This is a genomic window from Salibaculum sp., from assembly GCF_035270045.1.
Lineage (GTDB): Bacteria > Pseudomonadota > Alphaproteobacteria > Rhodobacterales > Rhodobacteraceae > Salibaculum.
The window spans coordinates 1-16,093 of sequence record NZ_DATFIP010000059.1 but is presented as its reverse complement, the minus strand read 5'-3'; the positions used below and the strand labels follow the sequence as shown (position 1 = coordinate 16,093).

General features: G+C 67.0%; 17 protein-coding genes. 7 read left to right on the top strand and 10 right to left on the bottom strand.

All coding sequences use genetic code 11. The features are described from left to right. Nucleotides 1–28: 28 nt before the first annotated feature. Together VJ897_RS10280 and VJ897_RS10275 are read right to left on the bottom strand one after the other, a co-directional pair. Nucleotides 29–535: a hypothetical protein gene (locus tag VJ897_RS10280; RefSeq protein WP_324055523.1), complete on the bottom strand. Its 507-nt coding sequence runs from the start codon at nucleotides 533–535 to the stop codon at nucleotides 29–31. Next, nucleotides 535–1,251: a 16S rRNA (uracil(1498)-N(3))-methyltransferase gene (locus VJ897_RS10275; RefSeq protein WP_324055522.1), complete on the bottom strand. Its 717-nt coding sequence runs from the start codon at nucleotides 1,249–1,251 to the stop codon at nucleotides 535–537. The genes VJ897_RS10280 and VJ897_RS10275 overlap by 1 nt, the downstream gene beginning before the upstream one ends. 11 nt (nucleotides 1,252–1,262) lie before the next feature. On the opposite strand from VJ897_RS10275, the gene ubiA reads away from it, so the two are divergent. From ubiA to VJ897_RS10260, 3 genes are read left to right on the top strand one after another with little or no spacing between them, the layout of a single operon-like run. Continuing rightward, a complete protein-coding gene (gene ubiA / locus VJ897_RS10270) occupies nucleotides 1,263–2,228 on the top strand; it encodes a 4-hydroxybenzoate octaprenyltransferase (protein ID WP_324055521.1) in 966 nt (321 codons plus the stop codon). A gap of 57 nt (nucleotides 2,229–2,285) precedes the next feature. After that, nucleotides 2,286–4,208 carry an OmpA family protein gene (locus VJ897_RS10265; RefSeq protein ID WP_324055520.1) on the top strand — a complete coding sequence of 641 codons (1,923 nt, stop codon included), beginning with the start codon at nucleotides 2,286–2,288 and terminating at the stop codon, nucleotides 4,206–4,208. Continuing rightward, nucleotides 4,201–4,515 (top strand): hypothetical protein, encoded by a 315-nt coding sequence (locus VJ897_RS10260; RefSeq protein ID WP_324055519.1) that lies wholly within the window; start codon nucleotides 4,201–4,203, stop codon nucleotides 4,513–4,515. The genes VJ897_RS10265 and VJ897_RS10260 overlap by 8 nt, the downstream gene beginning before the upstream one ends. A 39-nt stretch (nucleotides 4,516–4,554) precedes the next feature. Here VJ897_RS10260 and VJ897_RS10255 read toward each other — a convergent pair whose 3' ends face one another. Continuing rightward, entirely contained in the window at nucleotides 4,555–5,211 is a 657-nt protein-coding gene (locus VJ897_RS10255) for a uracil-DNA glycosylase family protein (protein WP_324055518.1), read from the bottom strand. Nucleotides 5,212–5,249: 38 nt separating this feature from the next. Further along, nucleotides 5,250–6,194: a zinc-ribbon domain-containing protein gene (locus VJ897_RS10250; RefSeq protein WP_324055517.1), complete on the bottom strand. Its 945-nt coding sequence runs from the start codon at nucleotides 6,192–6,194 to the stop codon at nucleotides 5,250–5,252. A 179-nt stretch (nucleotides 6,195–6,373) separates the two neighbouring features. On the opposite strand from VJ897_RS10250, the gene VJ897_RS10245 reads away from it, so the two are divergent. Genes VJ897_RS10245 through VJ897_RS10230 form a run of 4 tightly spaced genes read left to right on the top strand, consistent with a single transcriptional unit; the run spans nucleotide 6,374 to nucleotide 9,277 of the window. Beyond that, nucleotides 6,374–7,045 (top strand): cell division ATP-binding protein FtsE, encoded by a 672-nt coding sequence (locus tag VJ897_RS10245; protein ID WP_324055516.1) that lies wholly within the window; start codon nucleotides 6,374–6,376, stop codon nucleotides 7,043–7,045. After that, nucleotides 7,045–7,947, top strand: a complete 903-nt coding sequence (locus VJ897_RS10240; protein ID WP_324055515.1) for a cell division protein FtsX — start codon at nucleotides 7,045–7,047, stop codon at nucleotides 7,945–7,947. Before VJ897_RS10245 ends, VJ897_RS10240 begins: the two co-directional genes overlap by 1 nt. After that, complete coding sequence (locus VJ897_RS10235; protein ID WP_414706734.1) at nucleotides 7,947–8,681, top strand: lysophospholipid acyltransferase family protein; 735 nt, start codon at nucleotides 7,947–7,949, stop codon at nucleotides 8,679–8,681. Before VJ897_RS10240 ends, VJ897_RS10235 begins: the two co-directional genes overlap by 1 nt. Then, the gene (locus VJ897_RS10230; RefSeq protein WP_324055513.1) at nucleotides 8,678–9,277 is read left to right on the top strand and encodes a pyridoxamine 5'-phosphate oxidase family protein; all 600 of its coding nucleotides are present in this window, start codon (nucleotides 8,678–8,680) and stop codon (nucleotides 9,275–9,277) included. Before VJ897_RS10235 ends, VJ897_RS10230 begins: the two co-directional genes overlap by 4 nt. A 1-nt stretch (nucleotide 9,278) precedes the next feature. Here the strand turns inward: VJ897_RS10230 and VJ897_RS10225 are convergent, their stop codons facing one another. The 6 genes from VJ897_RS10225 to VJ897_RS10200 all read right to left on the bottom strand — a co-directional run bounded on the left by VJ897_RS10225 (nucleotide 9,279) and on the right by VJ897_RS10200 (nucleotide 15,938). After that, the gene (locus tag VJ897_RS10225) at nucleotides 9,279–10,691 is read right to left on the bottom strand and encodes an exonuclease domain-containing protein (RefSeq protein ID WP_324055512.1); all 1,413 of its coding nucleotides are present in this window, start codon (nucleotides 10,689–10,691) and stop codon (nucleotides 9,279–9,281) included. Nucleotide 10,692: 1 nt separating this feature from the next. Then, nucleotides 10,693–11,211: a hypothetical protein gene (locus VJ897_RS10220; protein ID WP_324055511.1), complete on the bottom strand. Its 519-nt coding sequence runs from the start codon at nucleotides 11,209–11,211 to the stop codon at nucleotides 10,693–10,695. A 3-nt stretch (nucleotides 11,212–11,214) separates the two neighbouring features. Further along, nucleotides 11,215–13,035, bottom strand: a complete 1,821-nt coding sequence (locus VJ897_RS10215) for a DUF294 nucleotidyltransferase-like domain-containing protein (protein WP_324055510.1) — start codon at nucleotides 13,033–13,035, stop codon at nucleotides 11,215–11,217. Between the two features lie 103 nt (nucleotides 13,036–13,138). Continuing rightward, a complete protein-coding gene (locus VJ897_RS10210; protein WP_324055509.1) occupies nucleotides 13,139–14,926 on the bottom strand; it encodes a sodium:solute symporter family protein in 1,788 nt (595 codons plus the stop codon). A gap of 5 nt (nucleotides 14,927–14,931) precedes the next feature. Next, the gene (locus VJ897_RS10205) at nucleotides 14,932–15,192 is read right to left on the bottom strand and encodes a DUF4212 domain-containing protein (RefSeq protein WP_324055508.1); all 261 of its coding nucleotides are present in this window, start codon (nucleotides 15,190–15,192) and stop codon (nucleotides 14,932–14,934) included. Between the two features lie 59 nt (nucleotides 15,193–15,251). After that, nucleotides 15,252–15,938, bottom strand: coding sequence for an adenylate kinase (locus VJ897_RS10200; protein WP_324055507.1), 687 nt, complete (start codon nucleotides 15,936–15,938; stop codon nucleotides 15,252–15,254). Between the last annotated feature and the right edge of the window lie 155 nt (nucleotides 15,939–16,093).

The following is a 16,093-nucleotide window of genomic DNA, read 5'->3' as shown; positions in this document are numbered from 1 at the left end:
GCACGGGGACTGTGCGTTTCGGTTCGTGTCAATGCAACCTGCGGGCCCCGGGCGCTTCGCGCGTCCAGAGCGTGCGTGCCTCGCGGCCGGGGCGGTCCAGCGCCTGCAACAGGTGATCGAGCCCGACCCCGGGAAGCGCCGCGAAGACATCGAAAAGCCCGTCGGCCCCGCGCGCGTCGGCGGGGATCGCCAGGCGGCTGCCGTCCTCGCCCACCAGCACCCAGTCCGGGCCGTCTGGGTGCAGTTCCAGCCTGGCGAGAGCGTCCATGTCCATCAGCCCGCCCGCTTCGGGGCCCATGTAGGCGACGCGGCGCTCGCGGATCGTCACGATGCCCGGCCCGTCGCCTGCACGCCGGAACCGGCCGCGCTGGACACCGGTGACCACCAGCGCCAGCCCTGCCACACCCAGCGCCCAGCCAAGCCATTGCAGGATACCGAAGGAGGCCAGCCCCCAATAGAGACCCAGCGCCGTCACGCCCAGCCCGATCAGCGCCTCGCGCCAACGCAGCAGCAGGGTCTTGATCTCGGGGCGCATTACCAATCCCCCAGGGCGCTTTGCCAGAGGGTCAGCGCGGCAACCGCCGCCGTGTCGGCCCGCAGGATGCGGGGGCCGAGCGAGACCCCGGACGCGCGGTCCATCGCGTGCAGGCGGTTGCGTTCGCCGGGGGAAAAGCCGCCTTCGGGGCCGATCAGGATGGCCGCCGGCGCGCGCAGAACCTCGGGCAGGGGATCTGCCGCGCCGATCCGCGCCTCGTCGCAGAACATGAGCGCGCGGGCCGTGTCCCAACCTTCGAGCAGGCGGCCCAGCTTCACCGGAGGGGCGACCTCCGGCACGTAGGTGCCGCCGCATTGCTCGGCCGCCTCAACCGCGTGGGCCTGCAGGCGGTCCAGCCGGACCCGTTCGGAATTGGTGAACTCGGTCAGCACCGGGCAGATGCGCCGCGCGCCCATCTCGGTGGCCTTCTCGACGATGAAGTCCGTGCGCGCCTTCTTGATGGGGGCGAACAGCAGCCAGAGGTCGGGCGGCTGTTGCAGAGGGCGGGTCTGCGACAGGCAGGTCAGCGTGCCGCGCCGCTTGGCGGCCTCGGTCACTTCGGCGTCCCATTCGCCGTCGCGCCCGTTGAACAGCGACAGGACGGCGCCCGCCCCCAGGCGCATCACGCCAAAGAGGTAATGCGCCTGGTCGCGTTCCAGGGGAATGGTTTGCCCCGCCCCCAGCGGGTGATCTACATAGAGCCGGACCTTGGACATGCGGGGACATTATGACCGAGACGCCCGAGACGCCAGAGCCGGATGAAAGCGTCGCCGATGCTTGCCGGGGCAACTGGGTGGACCGCCGCGCGCCGGTGCAGTTGCGACCCTACCTTCGGCTGAGCCGGGCGGATCGGCCCATCGGAACCTGGCTGCTTTTGCTGCCATGCTGGTGGGGACTTTTGCTGGGGATGTTGCAGACCGGGCGCGCGGGGTGGTTCGACCTGTGGATCGCGCTGGGCTGCGCGCTGGGGGCCTTCCTGATGCGCGGGGCGGGCTGCACCTGGAACGACATCACCGACCGTGACATCGACGGCAGCGTCGCGCGTACCCGTTTGCGGCCCATCCCCTCGGGACAGGTGGGGGTGCGGGCGGCGCTGGTCTGGATGGCGTTGCAGAGTTTCGTTGCCCTGCTGATCTTGCTGACCTTCAACCTGAATGCCATTCTTCTGGGGGGGCTTTCGCTGGTGCCGGTCTGCATCTATCCCTTTGCCAAGCGCTTTACATGGTGGCCGCAGATATTCCTGGGGCTTGCGTTCAACTGGGGGGCGCTTCTGGTCTACACGGCGCATGCGGGCAGCCTCGGCTGGCCGGCCGTGGTGCTATACCTTGCAGGGATCGGCTGGACGCTGTTCTACGACACCGTCTATGCCCACCAGGACGCCGAGGACGATGCGCTGATCGGGGTCAAATCGACGGCGCGTCTGTTCGGGGCCGCCACGCCGCGCTGGCTGCGCTGGTTCCTGGTGGCCACGGTCAGCCTGATGGCGCTGGCCGTGATCCTGGCCACGATCGACCGCTCGGTCCTGTCGCTGGTGGTGGCGCTGGGCGGGCCCTGGGCGATGGGCTGGCACCTGTTGTGGCAGTTGCGGCACTTTGACCCCGAGGACTCCCCCGGCCTCTTGCGCCTGTTCCGCTCGAACCGGGATGCCGGCCTGATCCCCCTGCCATTTTTCGCCGTTGCCCTGATGCTGTGATTGAACCCCGCCGGGCGAGGGCCTATGCAATGGCGACCCTGCCCTAGTCGAGGCCCCATGCGTCTGTCGGAGCTATTCATTCGTGTCGCCGTCTTCGCGTTTGCGGCGGTGCTCTGCGTGGTGGCGGCGCGGGCGACCGTTCAGACGGTCGAGCGCACATCGGTCGCGGCCGTGGAAACCGCGCTGGAAGAGCGCGGCCTCGGCTTTGCCTCGGTGATCGGGGACGGGTTGCAGATCGTCCTCGAAGGCGAGGCGGGCAGCGAGGCAGAGCGGTTCCGTGCGATTTCGACCGCCGGCCAGATGGTCGACGCCAGTCGCGTCATCGACAACATGTCCGTCGAGGACCCCACCGGGATCGCGCCGCCTGAATTCTCGATGGAAATCCTGCGCAACGACAGTGGCATCTCGATCATCGGGTTGATCCCGGACGCGACCGACCGCGCGCGGCTCAATGCCCGCTTGGAGAAGCTGGTCGAGGACCCCGGCCAAGTGGCCGACCTGCTCGAGGCCGCGGATTACCCGCGCCCAGCCGGTTGGGAGCCTGCTGTCGACTATGGCATTCGCGCGCTTGCAGCCCTGCCGAGGTCCAAGGTCTCGGTCCGGGCCGGACGCGTCACGGTCGAGGCCATTGCCGATTCCGACACCGAGAAGGCCAGGCTCGAGCGCGACCTGGCGCGCAATCGGCCCGATGGGGTCGAGGTCGCCTTGCAGATCATGGCACCGCGGCCGGTCATCACGCCCTTCACGACCCGTTTTGTCAAGGATGATACCGGTGCGCGTTTTGAAAGTTGCCTGGCCGACACGCCCGAGGCCGAAGAACGAATCGTCGCCGCCGCCCGCGCCGCCGGGGCCGAGGGGCGCGTTGGCTGCACCCTCGCGCTCGGCGCGCCGTCGGGAACGTGGGCGCACGCGGTCGCGCTATCCATAGCGGCGGTGGCCGACCTTGGCGGCGGGACCGTCACGCTATCGGATGCCGACATCACCCTGATCGCGCCGCAGGGCACCGCCGAGGGCCGGTTCGATAGCGTTGCCGGGGCCCTGGAGAATGCCCTGCCGGATCTCTTCGCGCTGGAGGCGGTGTTGCCCCAGGCGCCCGAGGACGCGCCCGAAGGCCCGCCGCAGTTCATCGCCACGCTCAGCCCCGAGGGGCTGGTGCAACTGCGCGGGCGGGTCTCGGATGCCCTGCTGAACACCACCGCAGAGAACTACGCCCGGGCGCGCTTCGGGTCGAACGACATTGCCATGGGCACCCGCGTGGTCGAAGGTCTGCCAGACAACTGGAGCGTCCGCGTCCTTGCCGGTCTCGATGCGCTGTCGACCTTGTCAAACGGGTCGGTCGTGGTCGAGCCCGGGCGGGTCGCCGTGCGCGGCAAGTCCGGCGACGAGGATGCCGGCGCCAAGGTGTCGCGCATGTTGATCGACAAGCTGGGCGAGGACCAGGATTTCGAGATCGAGGTTACCTATGTCGAGGAACTGGACCCGATCGCGGCCCTGCCCACGGACGAAGAGTGCCTCGGGCAGATCCAGACCGTGACCGCAGATCGCAAGATCACCTTCGAGCCGGGTTCGGCCACGATTTCCGGCCCCGCGATCTCGGTGGTGGACGACATCGCCGAAATCCTGCGCCGCTGTGCGGACCTGCGCATCGAGATCGCGGGCTACACGGACAGCCAGGGCCGCGAGGTCATGAACCAGCGCCTGTCGCAGCAGCGTGCCGAGGCGGTTCTTGCGGCGCTTCGGATGCGCCGCGTGCCGACCTCGAGCTTCCGCGCCGTGGGCTACGGCGAGCAAGATCCGATTGCCGACAACGACACCAAGGCGGGCCGCGAGGCCAACCGCCGGATCGAGTTTTCGCTGATCGAGACCGAGGGCGCCGCAGAGGCGGCCGGTGCCGAGACCACGCTTGACGAGGTTGCGGCCGGGGCGGCGGACGACGGCGAAGGCGGTGAGGATGCCGCGACGGGAGAAACGAATGAATAGAACCGAGTTCATCATCGCCACGGCGATCGTGCTGTTCGTGGCCTTCGCGCTGGGCTGGTTCGCGAACTGGCTGATCAACCGGTTCACGCGAGTCAGCAAGTCCGAGGTGGGCGAGCTGGACAAGATGGCCCAGGCCCTGCACGAGGCCGAGGAGACACGCGATCAGGCGATCACCTACCTGCAACAGCGCGAGGCCGAGATGACCAACCAGTTGGCCCAGACCGAGGCTGAACTGCGCGCCGCCATGGACGGGCTGCGCGCCGCCCGCGCCGACGCCGAGGACATGCGGACTCGGCTGGAGAGGTAGCCGGGGCCGGGTGCGACTTCCCCGGCCGGTAAAACGGTATCAGTCGATATCCTTGAACAAGGCGTCCATCGCCGCCTCGCTCTTGCGCCTTGTCATGATCCCGAAGCGGGAAAGGTGAGGCAAGCCGATCCATGTTCCGCCGGGAAAACGGCCCCTGCTGGCAGTATGCGCTCCCCAGCCTGTCGGGTATGTCTGCGCGTCGCGAACCAGCAGCAGCCCCGAGACTTCACGGTTTGCCGTTCGGCCAATTGATACCACGAGCCTCGGGCGGACTTCGGCAAGGATTTCTTTCCACAGGGTCCGGCCAAAGGCAATCGCCTCGGATGCCCCGGTCAGCGTATCCTCACTCGCAGATCGGAAGGGCACGAGATTGCCCGCAATAACGTCCTCCGGTGCCACGTCCAACCTCCGGAAAAGCGCAATGACCTGGTCTTGCAAGGTGCTGCTCGGTCCCCAGTCTTCAACCGCCTTGCAATAAGCTGACCCGGCCTCGGTCGAGAGCGTGCCGTGTGCCGGATCGACCGACTGTCCGCCCGGATTGAGCCCGACAAATGCGACCTGTGCGCCCGACAGGGCGCGGCGCGGGCCATAGAGCAGGCGCCAACCGAGCGCGGACCCGCGATAGCGTCGACGCCTTGCGTCGTAGGCCTCTTGGATCAAGCTCTCCAGGCGTTCGCTCAGGGGCGCGGCATTCATAGCGCGTCCATCGTTTCGGGCTGCCTGGCGCTTTGTTCCTACTCGGTGGCGGGATTCGGCGTTTCGGGCTCGGCAGGCGGATCGGGCGAGACCTCCGGGGCTGTCTCCGGCGGTGTCTCGGGGCTGTTCCCGGTGTTTTCCATCGCGGCCATGAGGTCTTGCAGGTTGAGGTCCAGCCAGAGGCGCCATTCGTTGACCTGCGCGACATAGGACGTCAGCGGGTCGGCCAGTTGCGGCACCCGTTCGCCGATCTGCGGGGCGAAGGCATAGACCAGGGCGGCCAGCACGGCCAGCGCCACCACAAGCAGGAACCCGCGTCGGAAACCGCCGTCCTTGCCCGGGGTGTCTCGGACCTCGGACGGCGCTGCCAGGGCCTCGTTTTCCGAACGCAGGGTGGAGTTGATCTCGTCAATGTCGGGCAGCATGTCGCGGCGGCTGTGATCCTGCTCGGGGCGGGTGGCGACCGTGGCAGCGGCAGCCGCGGCGGTGGCCGCCGGACCCTGTGGTGCTGGGCTGTCCTGCCCCCGAAGGCGTGCCATGCGGCGGCGGGCCTCGGCGCCGCGCTGGTCCTCGGCTGTGGCCCCGTCATCGAGGCCCAGGTCGGGCTGGCTTTCCAAGCGGTTCGCCTCGGCCCGGCGGGCGGCTTCCTCGCGCTCGCGTTCCTCGCGCAGGATCTCGGCGACTTCGGGATCTATGGTGCGGCGCTCGCGCCCGCTTGGCGATTCGGGCTCGGGTTCGGGACCGGTGTCAGCGGCAGATTGCGGCTCTGCCTCTGCCTCCGGCTCTGGTTCGAGTGCGGCCCCCGAAGCCGGTTCCACTTCTGGCTCGGGGTCCGCTTCCGGCGCGGTTACCGCGGCCACTGCGCCAGGCTGTTCGAACCAGGTATGCCCGCAGTTCGAGCATTGCACGTCCCGGCCGCTGTCCGGGATGACATCGTCGGCAACCTCGTATTCTGCGCCGCAGTTGGGACATGCCAGCCGCATTGGTCGGATCCTTTCCCCCGCATCGGGGGGTTGTTTCTGCTCTTTCCGCGGAATCCTAGCTGCAGGCCGCTGGCAGCGCAAAGTATTTGCGCCGCAGGTGTCCAAGGCGGATTTCCCCCGTGGCCAATTGCATACAGAAGGCTTTTCCGCCAGAACACCCCCAGCAGGGAGATACGGGCGTGATCGAGCTGGACAATGTCGCATACAGCTACGGCGGCGGAGAGTTGTTTTCTTCCGTCACCCTGTCGTTGCAGCCGGGGTCGTTCCATTTCCTGACCGGGCCCTCCGGGGCAGGCAAGACCACCCTGCTCAAGCTGTGCTACGGCGAGTTGAAGGCCACCGCCGGCCAGGTCCGCCTTTTCGACCAGGACACGCGCGCCCTTGGCCGCGACCAGATCGCCCATCTGCGCCGCCGCGTCGGCGTGGTGCACCAGGATTGCCAGTTCCTCGATCACCTGCCGGTGGCCGAGAACATCGCCCTGCCGCTCACCGTGTCGGGGCGTGAAGACGCCCCCGATGACCTGAACGCGCTGCTGGGCTGGGTCGGGTTGCGCGGGCAGGCTGGGCAACGACCGCCCGAACTGTCGGGCGGGGAACGCCAGCGCGCGGCTCTGGCCAGGGCTGTCATCATGTCGCCCGACGTGATCCTGGCCGATGAACCCACCGGCAACATCGACTGGGACATGTCCCAGCGCCTTTTGACCCTGCTGATCGAGTTGAACCGCCTGGGCAAGACCGTGCTCATCGCCACCCATGACCTGGCACTGATCCGGGCGGCCAAGTCCGAAGTCGAGTCGCGGGTGCTGCGGCTCAAGGACCGGCGCATCCAGGCGGCGGGGGCGCACCTGTGATGGAGAGGCTGCGCCGGATGCTGAGCCTCCTGGCGGGGGACCCGCAGGCGGACCGGGTGGTGCCGCCCACGGGGTTCACCGCGCGGCTGACGGTGCTGTCGGCGGCGGCCATGGCCTTGCTGGCGGTCTTCGCGCTGGCCATGTCGTTGGCCACGGGGCGGTTGGCCGATCGCTGGTCCGAGGAACTGGCGCGCACCTCGACCCTGCGCATCTCGGCACCCGCGGACCAGATGCGCGCCCAGACCGAGGCGGCACTAGAGGTTTTGCGAACGACCCCAGGCGTGGCCGAGGCGCGGCCCCTGACGGCCGAGGAACAGCGCGCCCTGCTGGAACCCTGGTTCGGCCCCGACCTGCCGGTCGAGACCCTTCCGATCCCGCAGTTGATCGAGATCATCGAAGACGGCGCGGGCTATGACCCGGCGGGCCTGCGCGCGCGGCTCCAGGCCGAGGTGCCGGGCGCGCTGCTGGACGATCACGGGCGCTGGCGCGACCCGCTTGTACAGGCGGCAGGGCGACTGCGGCTGCTGGCCTGGGTTTCCATGGGGTTGATCGCGCTGACCGTGGCGGCGATGATCACGCTGGCGGCGAATGCGGCGCTCGCGGCCAATGCCCAGGTGATCCGGGTGCTGCGGCTGGTGGGCGCACGGGATATCTACATCGCGCGGGCCTTCGTACGCCGCTTCACACTGCGGGCGCTGAGCGGCGCGACGTTCGGCACCCTTCTGGGGGCGCTGGCGGTGTCGGCGCTGCCCTCGTCCGATGTGGCGGGCGGCTTCCTGACTGGGCTGGGGTTTCAGGGCTGGCACTGGCTCTTGCCGGTTGCAATTCCTGGTATCGCCGCGCTGGTTTCGTTCTTCGCAACCCGGCAGGCGGCCCTGCGCAGCTTGAAGGAACAATCGTGATGCAGATTATCCAGTGGCTGCGCTCGCTTGTCTTCGTTGTGGTGACCTACGCCGCGATGATCCCCTATGGCCTGATCTACCTTCCGGCAGCGTTGCGCAGCCGCGACGGCGCCATCGCCGCCTGTCATGGCTGGTGCCGCTTCGTGAAATGGGCCGCGCCCTGGATGGTCGGCATCCGCACAGAGGTGCGCGGCACACCCCCGACCGGAGAATGCCTGATCGCAGCCAAGCACCAGAGCTTTCTCGACATCATCCTGATCTATTCCAGCGTCCCGCGCGGCAAGTTCATCATGAAGACCGAACTGACAAGGGCGCCGATCCTGGGCTGGTATGCCCTGCGCATCGGCTGCGTGCCCGTGGACCGGGGCAAGCGCGCGCAGGCGGTGCGGCGCATGGTGGCCGATGTGGCCGCGGGCCGGGCCGATCCGGGGCAATTGATCATCTACCCGCAGGGCACGCGCATCGCGCCGGGGGTCAGGGCGCCCTACAAGGTAGGGTCCTCGGTGCTTTATACCGAGCTGGACCAGCCCTGCGTGCCGGTGGCTTGCAACGTCGGCCTGTTCTGGCCGCGCAAGGGGATCTTGCGGCGGCCCGGAACGGCGGTCGTGGAATTCCTCGACCCGATCCCGCCGGGGTTGACTGGGCCCGACGTCATGGCGCGGCTGGAGCAGAGCGTCGAGGAGCGGTCGAATGCCCTCATGGCCGAGGCCGGGTTCAAGGGGGGCGCGGCATGACCCGTATCGAGACGCTCGAAGAGCTGGAGGCGATCTACGGCGCGCCCTCGCCAAGATCCCTGACCAAGGTTGTCACACGGTTGACCCCCGCCTATCGCGAATGGATCGGAGCCAGCCGCTTTGCAATTCTGTCCACGGTCGGCCCCGAGGGCACGGATGCGACCCCGCGCGGGGACGATGGTCCGGTGGTGCAGGTCGCCGACGACCGCACGCTTTTTCTACCCGACTGGTCGGGCAACAACCGTCTCGACAACCTGCGCAACATCGTGCGTGATCCCCGCGTCAGCCTGATGTTCCTGGTGCCAGGCTCGAACAACGTGGTGCGGGTGAACGGACGGGCGAGTGTCAGTGCTGATCCCGAGCTTACGGGCCGGTTCGAGCAAAAGGGCCGCCATCCGAAGACGGTGATGATCGTCACCCTGCACGAAGCCTATTTCCAGTGCGCCAAGGCGGTTATGCGCGCCGATCTGTGGTCGCGCGACGATGCCGGTGGGCTACCAACGGCGGGGGATTTCCTGCAAGAGGCCGAACCGGATTTCGATGGGGCGGATTACGATCTGACCTATCCGGACCATGCGAAGGATCGCTTGTGGTAGCCTAGCCGTTCAGGTCCTCCAGCAACCGGCCATGGCGCCCTGTTTCCTGCACCAGTTGGCCGAAGGTCCTGATCCCCTTGCCCTCCAGCAGTGGCAACAGCTTGACCAGAGCCTCGGCGGTGGCGCGGGCATCGCCCAGGGCTGTATGGCGCAGCTCGGGTTGAATGGTCACGGCCAGCCGTGCGCACAGCGCGTCCAGCGAGTGCTCCGCGTTGGTGCCGAAGACGACCGCCGACAACAGAACCGTATCCACCACCGGGTGGCCCCATTCGACGCCCATATCCGGTGCGAACCTGCGCAAAAGCCCGATATCGAAAGGCGCGTTATGGGCAACGAGAACCGAGTCGCGCGCGAAATCGTGCAGGGCGCGGCCCGCCTTGCCGATATCGGGAGCGCCCCTGACGTCATCGTCGCCGACCTTGTGGATGCGGGTCGAGGCGGCCGGGATCGGCCGGCCGGGATCGACATTGGTGTCGATCTCCTCGCCTTCTATGATGCGCCCGCCCAGGACCCGCACGGCACCTATCTGGACAATGGCGTCCCGGTCCACTGAAAGCCCGGTGGTTTCGGTGTCGAAGGGCACGAAGCACAGGTCGCGCAATGGGGTTTCCGAAATCTCCGAGGACTTCGCGGTCGTCATCAGGTCGAAGTCGAAGACCAACGGGCGAGGCGCGGGGCGCGGGTCGTCGTGCGGCATCTCCTCGATCAGGATCAGGTGGCCGTCCGAGCCCAGGGCCTTGATCCGGGCGTCGTAGGTACGGCCCGCGACACTGTCCTGCAATTCCAAGCCCACCTCGGGTGTGTCATCGGACAGCCTTGCCATTGCAGCCGACAGGCTGACGGGGTCGAAATAGTCGGCCAGCGACGCCTTGAGGCGCGGCGGCGCAACCTGCGACAGGATCCCGGCTGCCTGCCCGTCATAAAGCACGATCTCCTGTGCGGGGTTCAAAAGGATCGTGGCAATTGGCATCTCGTTCAGCATGGCGGTCAGGCGCTCGCTTTGGGCGCGTAGGCTCCGGGTCTCGTGGGCGACCCTGGCCGCCGCGTCCATCACGGATGTACCGTAGGTTCGGCTGAGCGCCTGGGCCGCCGGGGCAAGGTCGCCCAGATAGCGCGCCGCGGCGGTGTCGACCTCGCTCTCGATACCGGAATGGGCGCGCAGGCGCAGATCGGTGGACAGCTTGTTGATGGGCTTGGCAACATGTTCGTCGAACAGAAGCCACACTCCCAGTGCCAGCCCGGTATTCACGAACGCAAAGAGAATGAAGGCGGTGACGAAGGGTGCAGTGGGCAGCGCCGCTTCGGCCCGTGACCAGCCGACCCACATGGCCCCGCCCGCCAACGCCGCCCCGCCCGCGGCCAGGAGGCAGAAGAACAGGAAGATGCGGAGGCGCAGGCCAAGGCGGGTCAGCATGTCAGGTCTCGCAGACGCGTCGCAGGATCGGGTCGCCCTCGGGCATCGTTTCCCAACTCGCATTGGCCACGCTGCCGTCGTCAGCAAAGACCGCGCCGTCTATCAACAGGGCGGATCGCCCCGCGTGGCAGTCGAACAGCATCGGCGCCTGGCTGACCGGGGACCAACGACCGAAGAAATACAGGTCGGCCATGCGCTGGCCGGGCAGGCCGGGATTGCGGCGTGCACTGGCCATGTCCACGGCGACGAACCGCTTTGTATAGGGCCAAACCTTGGTCCATGGCCGAAGCCAACCCTGTTCCTCGACCGTGGTGGCGACGACAACGTCCTTTGGCAGGCGCTCCGCGGTACGGTCGAACCAAGTGTATTCGTTCGAGATCGTCATCGCGATCATGCCCGCACCAGCGGCCACCGGCAACAGCCAGCGCGGCAGGCGGCGGCCTGTCATCAGGTTGATAACCATGACGATCCCGGCACAGGCGATCCCGGCGAAGACTGTGGCGATCAATTCCAGAAACATGGCCTATCCTATAGCACCTTTGCCGGCCCCCGCGGCGGATTGCATCGTCTTGACCACAACGAAGGCGTCGCGCAGGTGGCTGCGCTCGAAATCGGACAGGTCGGACGGGTCGAGGTAGTTGGAAGGCGCATCGCCCGCCCGAACCTGCGCCGCCTGGTGGTCGAGCCGCATCGCGGCGATCAGGTCATAGGCATCCAGCAGGTCGGCCCCGCCGGATCTCGACACCGCGCCGGCCTCGATCGCGGCCTCGATGCGGGCGCGGGTGTTCACCTGTTTCAGCTGGCCTTGCAGCGTATAGACACGGGCCAGGTCCACCACGGGGACGACGCCGTTATGCTTCAGGTCCAGCTGGTTGCGGTGTTCGCCCGACCGGATTGTCGCCAGCCCACGCAGCAGGCCGAGCGGCGGCTGATGCTTGAGCGAGTTGGAGATCATGTGCGCCGTGAAGATCGAGTTTTTCGCAGCGGCTTTCAGCGTGTCGGCCTGCAACCCGGCGAACAGGCTCTCGTCACCGCCGATGGGACGCAGGTCGAACATGACCGAGGCGAGCATCTGCGCCTCCGGGTCGGGCCTGGCGATCCAGCCCCGGAAATAGTCGCGCCAGACCCGCAGCGGCTGGCACCAGCGCGGGTTGGTCGCCATCATGTCGCCGGGGCAATAATAGTATCCGCAGCGGTCCAGCCCGTCGCTGACGAATTGCGCGAGGTCGGCGAAATAGGGCATGTCGGCGTCGGTCACGCCATCGGACAGGATGAGGCAATTGTCCTGGTCGGACACGCCGGTCTGTTCCTGGCGTCCCTGCGATCCGCAGGCCAGCCAAAGATAGGGCACGGGGGCAGGGCCGAGCTTGACCTCGGCCAGGGCCAGCAGGCGGCGGGTGGCCGTGTCGGCGATGTCGGTGATCAGGCGGGTGACGACCTCGTGCCGGTTGCCGGTCTCGACCAGTTGCAGAAGCAGCTTGGGTATTTGTGCTGTGGCGCGGGCCATATCGTCGGCACTGTCGGCCTTGGCGACGCTGCCGACGATATCAGCCGAGGACATGGCCTGGGCACGTGTCAGGTCGGTCTGGGTGACGATGCCGCGCAACTTGTCGCCCTCGACTATGGGCACATGGCCGATACCGCGTTCGACCATCAGGTGCAGCACGTCCGAAACCAGTGCCGTGGGGTTCAGGGCCAGGGGGGTCTCGGTCATGATGCCTGAAACCGGGCCGGACGCGTCCACGCCGCCCACGATGACCCGTCCATTCATGTCGCGCAGGGTGACGATGCCGCGGAAGCCCCCGCTTTCGCACACGCAGATCGACGATATACGGCGTTCATGCATCTGCCGGGCGGCATCACGGATCTGCGTGTCCGGCGCGCAGGTGATCGGATCGCGCGTCATGAGCCGTTCGACCGGCAGGGCGGCGACGTTCCTGTCCCCGGCCCGTTCGGGGCGGCGCCTGTCGAAGAAGCGGGCCACCGTGGCGTGGGTGTCGATCAGGTCGAAGAACGTCGCGGCAGGAATGCAGATCATCCGCGCCCGGGCCTGCACCGTTGCGGTGCGGCTGGCCAAATCGCCACGCAGCAATGCCCGTTCGCCAAAGGAGTTGCGCGGGCCGAGAATGGAGAGCTGAACACCGGTTTCGTCGGTGATCTCGACCTCGCCCTCGGCGATCACATAGAGGTCTCGCACCTTTTGCCCGACCGCGAAAACCGTATCGCCAACGGCGAAATCCCGCGCCCAGGCGCGGCTGGCCAGATCGGCCAGGGTCGCGTCGGGCAGGCTGTCGTAGGGGTGCACCGAGGCGAGAAACTGGGTCAGGTCGGCCGGCAGAGGCATGGTGGTGTGCCTTCTAGGGAAGGGTCCTGCCCACTATGGCGCGGGCAGGACGGTCTTGGAATGCGGGGCGCTGCCGAAGGTGGCTTTTACGCCCCGTGTCTGCTCAGTGCCCGTCGGTAGCAGCCCCGGCCCCGCGCGGAATGCGGACGCTCTGGACGAGGTCCTTGATTTCCTGCGGGGGTTCCTTGGTCATGCTGCTGACCACGTAGGCCACCGCGAAGTTGACCATGGCGCCGACCGCCCCGAAAGAGGTGGACTGGACCGGTCCCAGAAGCGGGTCCGCATCCGTGAACATGTTGGTGTCCGGGATGAAGAACCAGCCCTTGTGCAGGAAGATGTAGAGCAGCGTGACGATCAGACCGGCCAGCATCCCCGCGACCGCCCCGATGTTGTTGATGCGACCGAAGAAAATACCCATCATCAACGCCGGGAAAATCGAAGCCGCCGCCAGTCCGAAGGCCAGTGCCACCGTCTGCGCCGCAAAGCCCGGGGGGTTGAGCCCCAGCAGGACGGCCACGACGATCGCCGCTGCCATCGACAGGCGTGCCGCCAGAAGTTCGTTCTTTTCAGACATGTTCGGCGTCAACTGCCCCTTGAGCAGGTCGTGGCTGACGGCCGAGGAGATGGCAAGCAGCAGGCCCGCCGCCGTGGACAGCGCCGCCGCCAGACCGCCTGCGGCGACCAGGCCGATGACCCAGCCGGGTAGCGAGGCAATCTCGGGGTTGGCCAGCACCAGGATGTCACGGTTGAAGTTGGTCAGCTCGTTGCCCTCCCAACCGTTGGCTTCGGCCTTGGCTTGCAGGTCGGCATTGCCGTCGTTGTAGTACTGGATGCGACCGTCGCCGTTCTTGTCTTCCCAGCCCAGCAGGCCGGTCTTTTCCCAGGTCGCCATCCAGGCATACTCGGGATCGGTTTCAATGGCTTCAACGCTGACCGCTTCACCATCCGTGCCATTGGGCCACATCAACTCCGAGATGTTCAGGCGCGCCATGGCCCCCACGGCAGGGGCCGTCAGGTAGAGCAGCGCGATGAACACCAGCGTCCAGCCCGCCGACCAGCGCGCGTCGGACACGCGCGGCACGGTGAAGAAGCGCATGATGACGTGGGGCAGACCCGCGGTGCCGATCATCAGCGACAGGGTGAACAGCACCATGTTGATGGTCGAGCCATGCGCGGCGGTGTATTCGCGGAAGCCCAGGTCGGTGACGATCTGGTCGAGCTTGACGAGAAGCGGCTCACCCGAGGCGGTATGCTCGCCGAACAGGCCCAGCGCCGGGATCGGGTTGCCGGTCAGTTGCAGCGAGATGAAGATCGCCGGGATCGTGTAGGCGGTGATCAGCACGCAGTACTGTGCCACCTGGGTGTAGGTCACGCCCTTCATGCCGCCGAAGACGGCATAGGCGAACACGACGCAGGCCCCGATGAGCAGCCCCCAGAAGGCGTCGATTTCCAGGAAACGGCCAAAGGCGATGCCCACGCCTTGCATCTGCCCGATCACATAGGTGATCGAGGCCACCAGGAGGCAGACCACCGCAACCATGCGCGCGGTCCTGGAATAGAACCGGTCGCCGATGAACTCGGACACCGTGAACTTGCCGAACTTGCGCAGGTAGGGCGCCAGAAGCAGTGCCAGCAGCACGTAGCCGCCCGTCCAGCCCATCAGGAAGGAACTGTTGTCATAGCCGGTGAAGGCGATCAGGCCTGCCATCGAGATGAAGGACGCGGCTGACATCCAGTCGGCGGCTGTGGCCATCCCGTTGGTGACCGGGTGAACGCCGCGTCCGGCGGCGTAGAACTCGCTGGTCGAGCCTGCCCGAGCCCAGACGGCGATGCCGATATAGAGCGCGAAAGACGCGCCCACGAACAGCAGGTTGAGTGTAAACTGGTCCATTGGTCTTATTCCTCTTCCACGCCGTGTTCACGGTCGAGCTTGTTCATGCGCCAGGCATAGAAAAAGATCAGGGCCAGGAAGACCAGGATCGACCCCTGCTGCGCGAACCAGAAGCCCAGGTCGGCCCCGCCCACGGAAATGCCGGACAGCATCGGGCGCAGGACGATCCCGAACCCGAAAGAGACCAGCGCCCAGATGACGAGGCTGATCAGGATGATGCGCACATTGGCGGACCAGTAGGCGTTGTTGTCTTTGTCTTGGGACATGGGGTTCCCCCTCCTTTTTTCTCCCACCGGCCCCCGGGTGGGGGCCGGCCCGGTTTTGCTCAGGCCGTGGCGCGGGTCACGGTCGCACTCAGCTCGGCCGCGATCTCCTCGATCGGGCCCATGGCGTCGACGCGCGCCAGCGCACCGGCGCGTTCGTAATAGGCGATCAGCGGCGCGGTCTGCGCGTGATAGGCCTGAAGGCGTTGCGCGACCGTGGCCGCGTTGTCATCGGAACGCCGCGTGATCTCCGTCGAACCGCATTTGTCACAAGTCCCCGGCTTGGCGGTGGGCTTGAACGTATCGTGATAGCCCTCGCCGCAAGCGCCGCAGGTGAAGCGTCCGGAAATCCGGTCCACCATGGCGCTGTCCTCGACATCGAGGCTGATCGCGGCATTGATGCGCTGACCGCTGTCGGCCAGCAGCGCGTCCAGCGCCTCGGCCTGCACGGGGGTGCGCGGGAACCCGTCCAGGATGACACCCCTCGCGCAATCGGGCTCTGCCAGGCGGTCACGCAGGATGGCGATGACGATCTCGTCGCTGACCAGCGCGCCGGCGTCCATCACCGCCCGCGCCCGGTTGCCGGCCTCGGTTCCGGCCGTAACGGCGGCGCGCAGCAGATCGCCCGTAGACAGCTGCACAAGCCCGTGACGCTCTTGCAGCATCCGTGCCTGGGTGCCCTTGCCCGCGCCGGGCGGACCCAGCAGGATAAGGACGGGCGCGGCAGCTTTCGTGTCTGTTCCGTCCATCAGTCCTCTGCCCTGTTCATTCTGTTTTTGATGAGGTTATCGACGACGGAGGGGTCTGCGAGTGTTGAGGTATCTCCGAGGCTTTCGTAGTCGTTTTCGGCGATTTTTCTCAGGATGCGCCGCATGATTTTTCCGGATCGTGTCTTTGGCAGGCC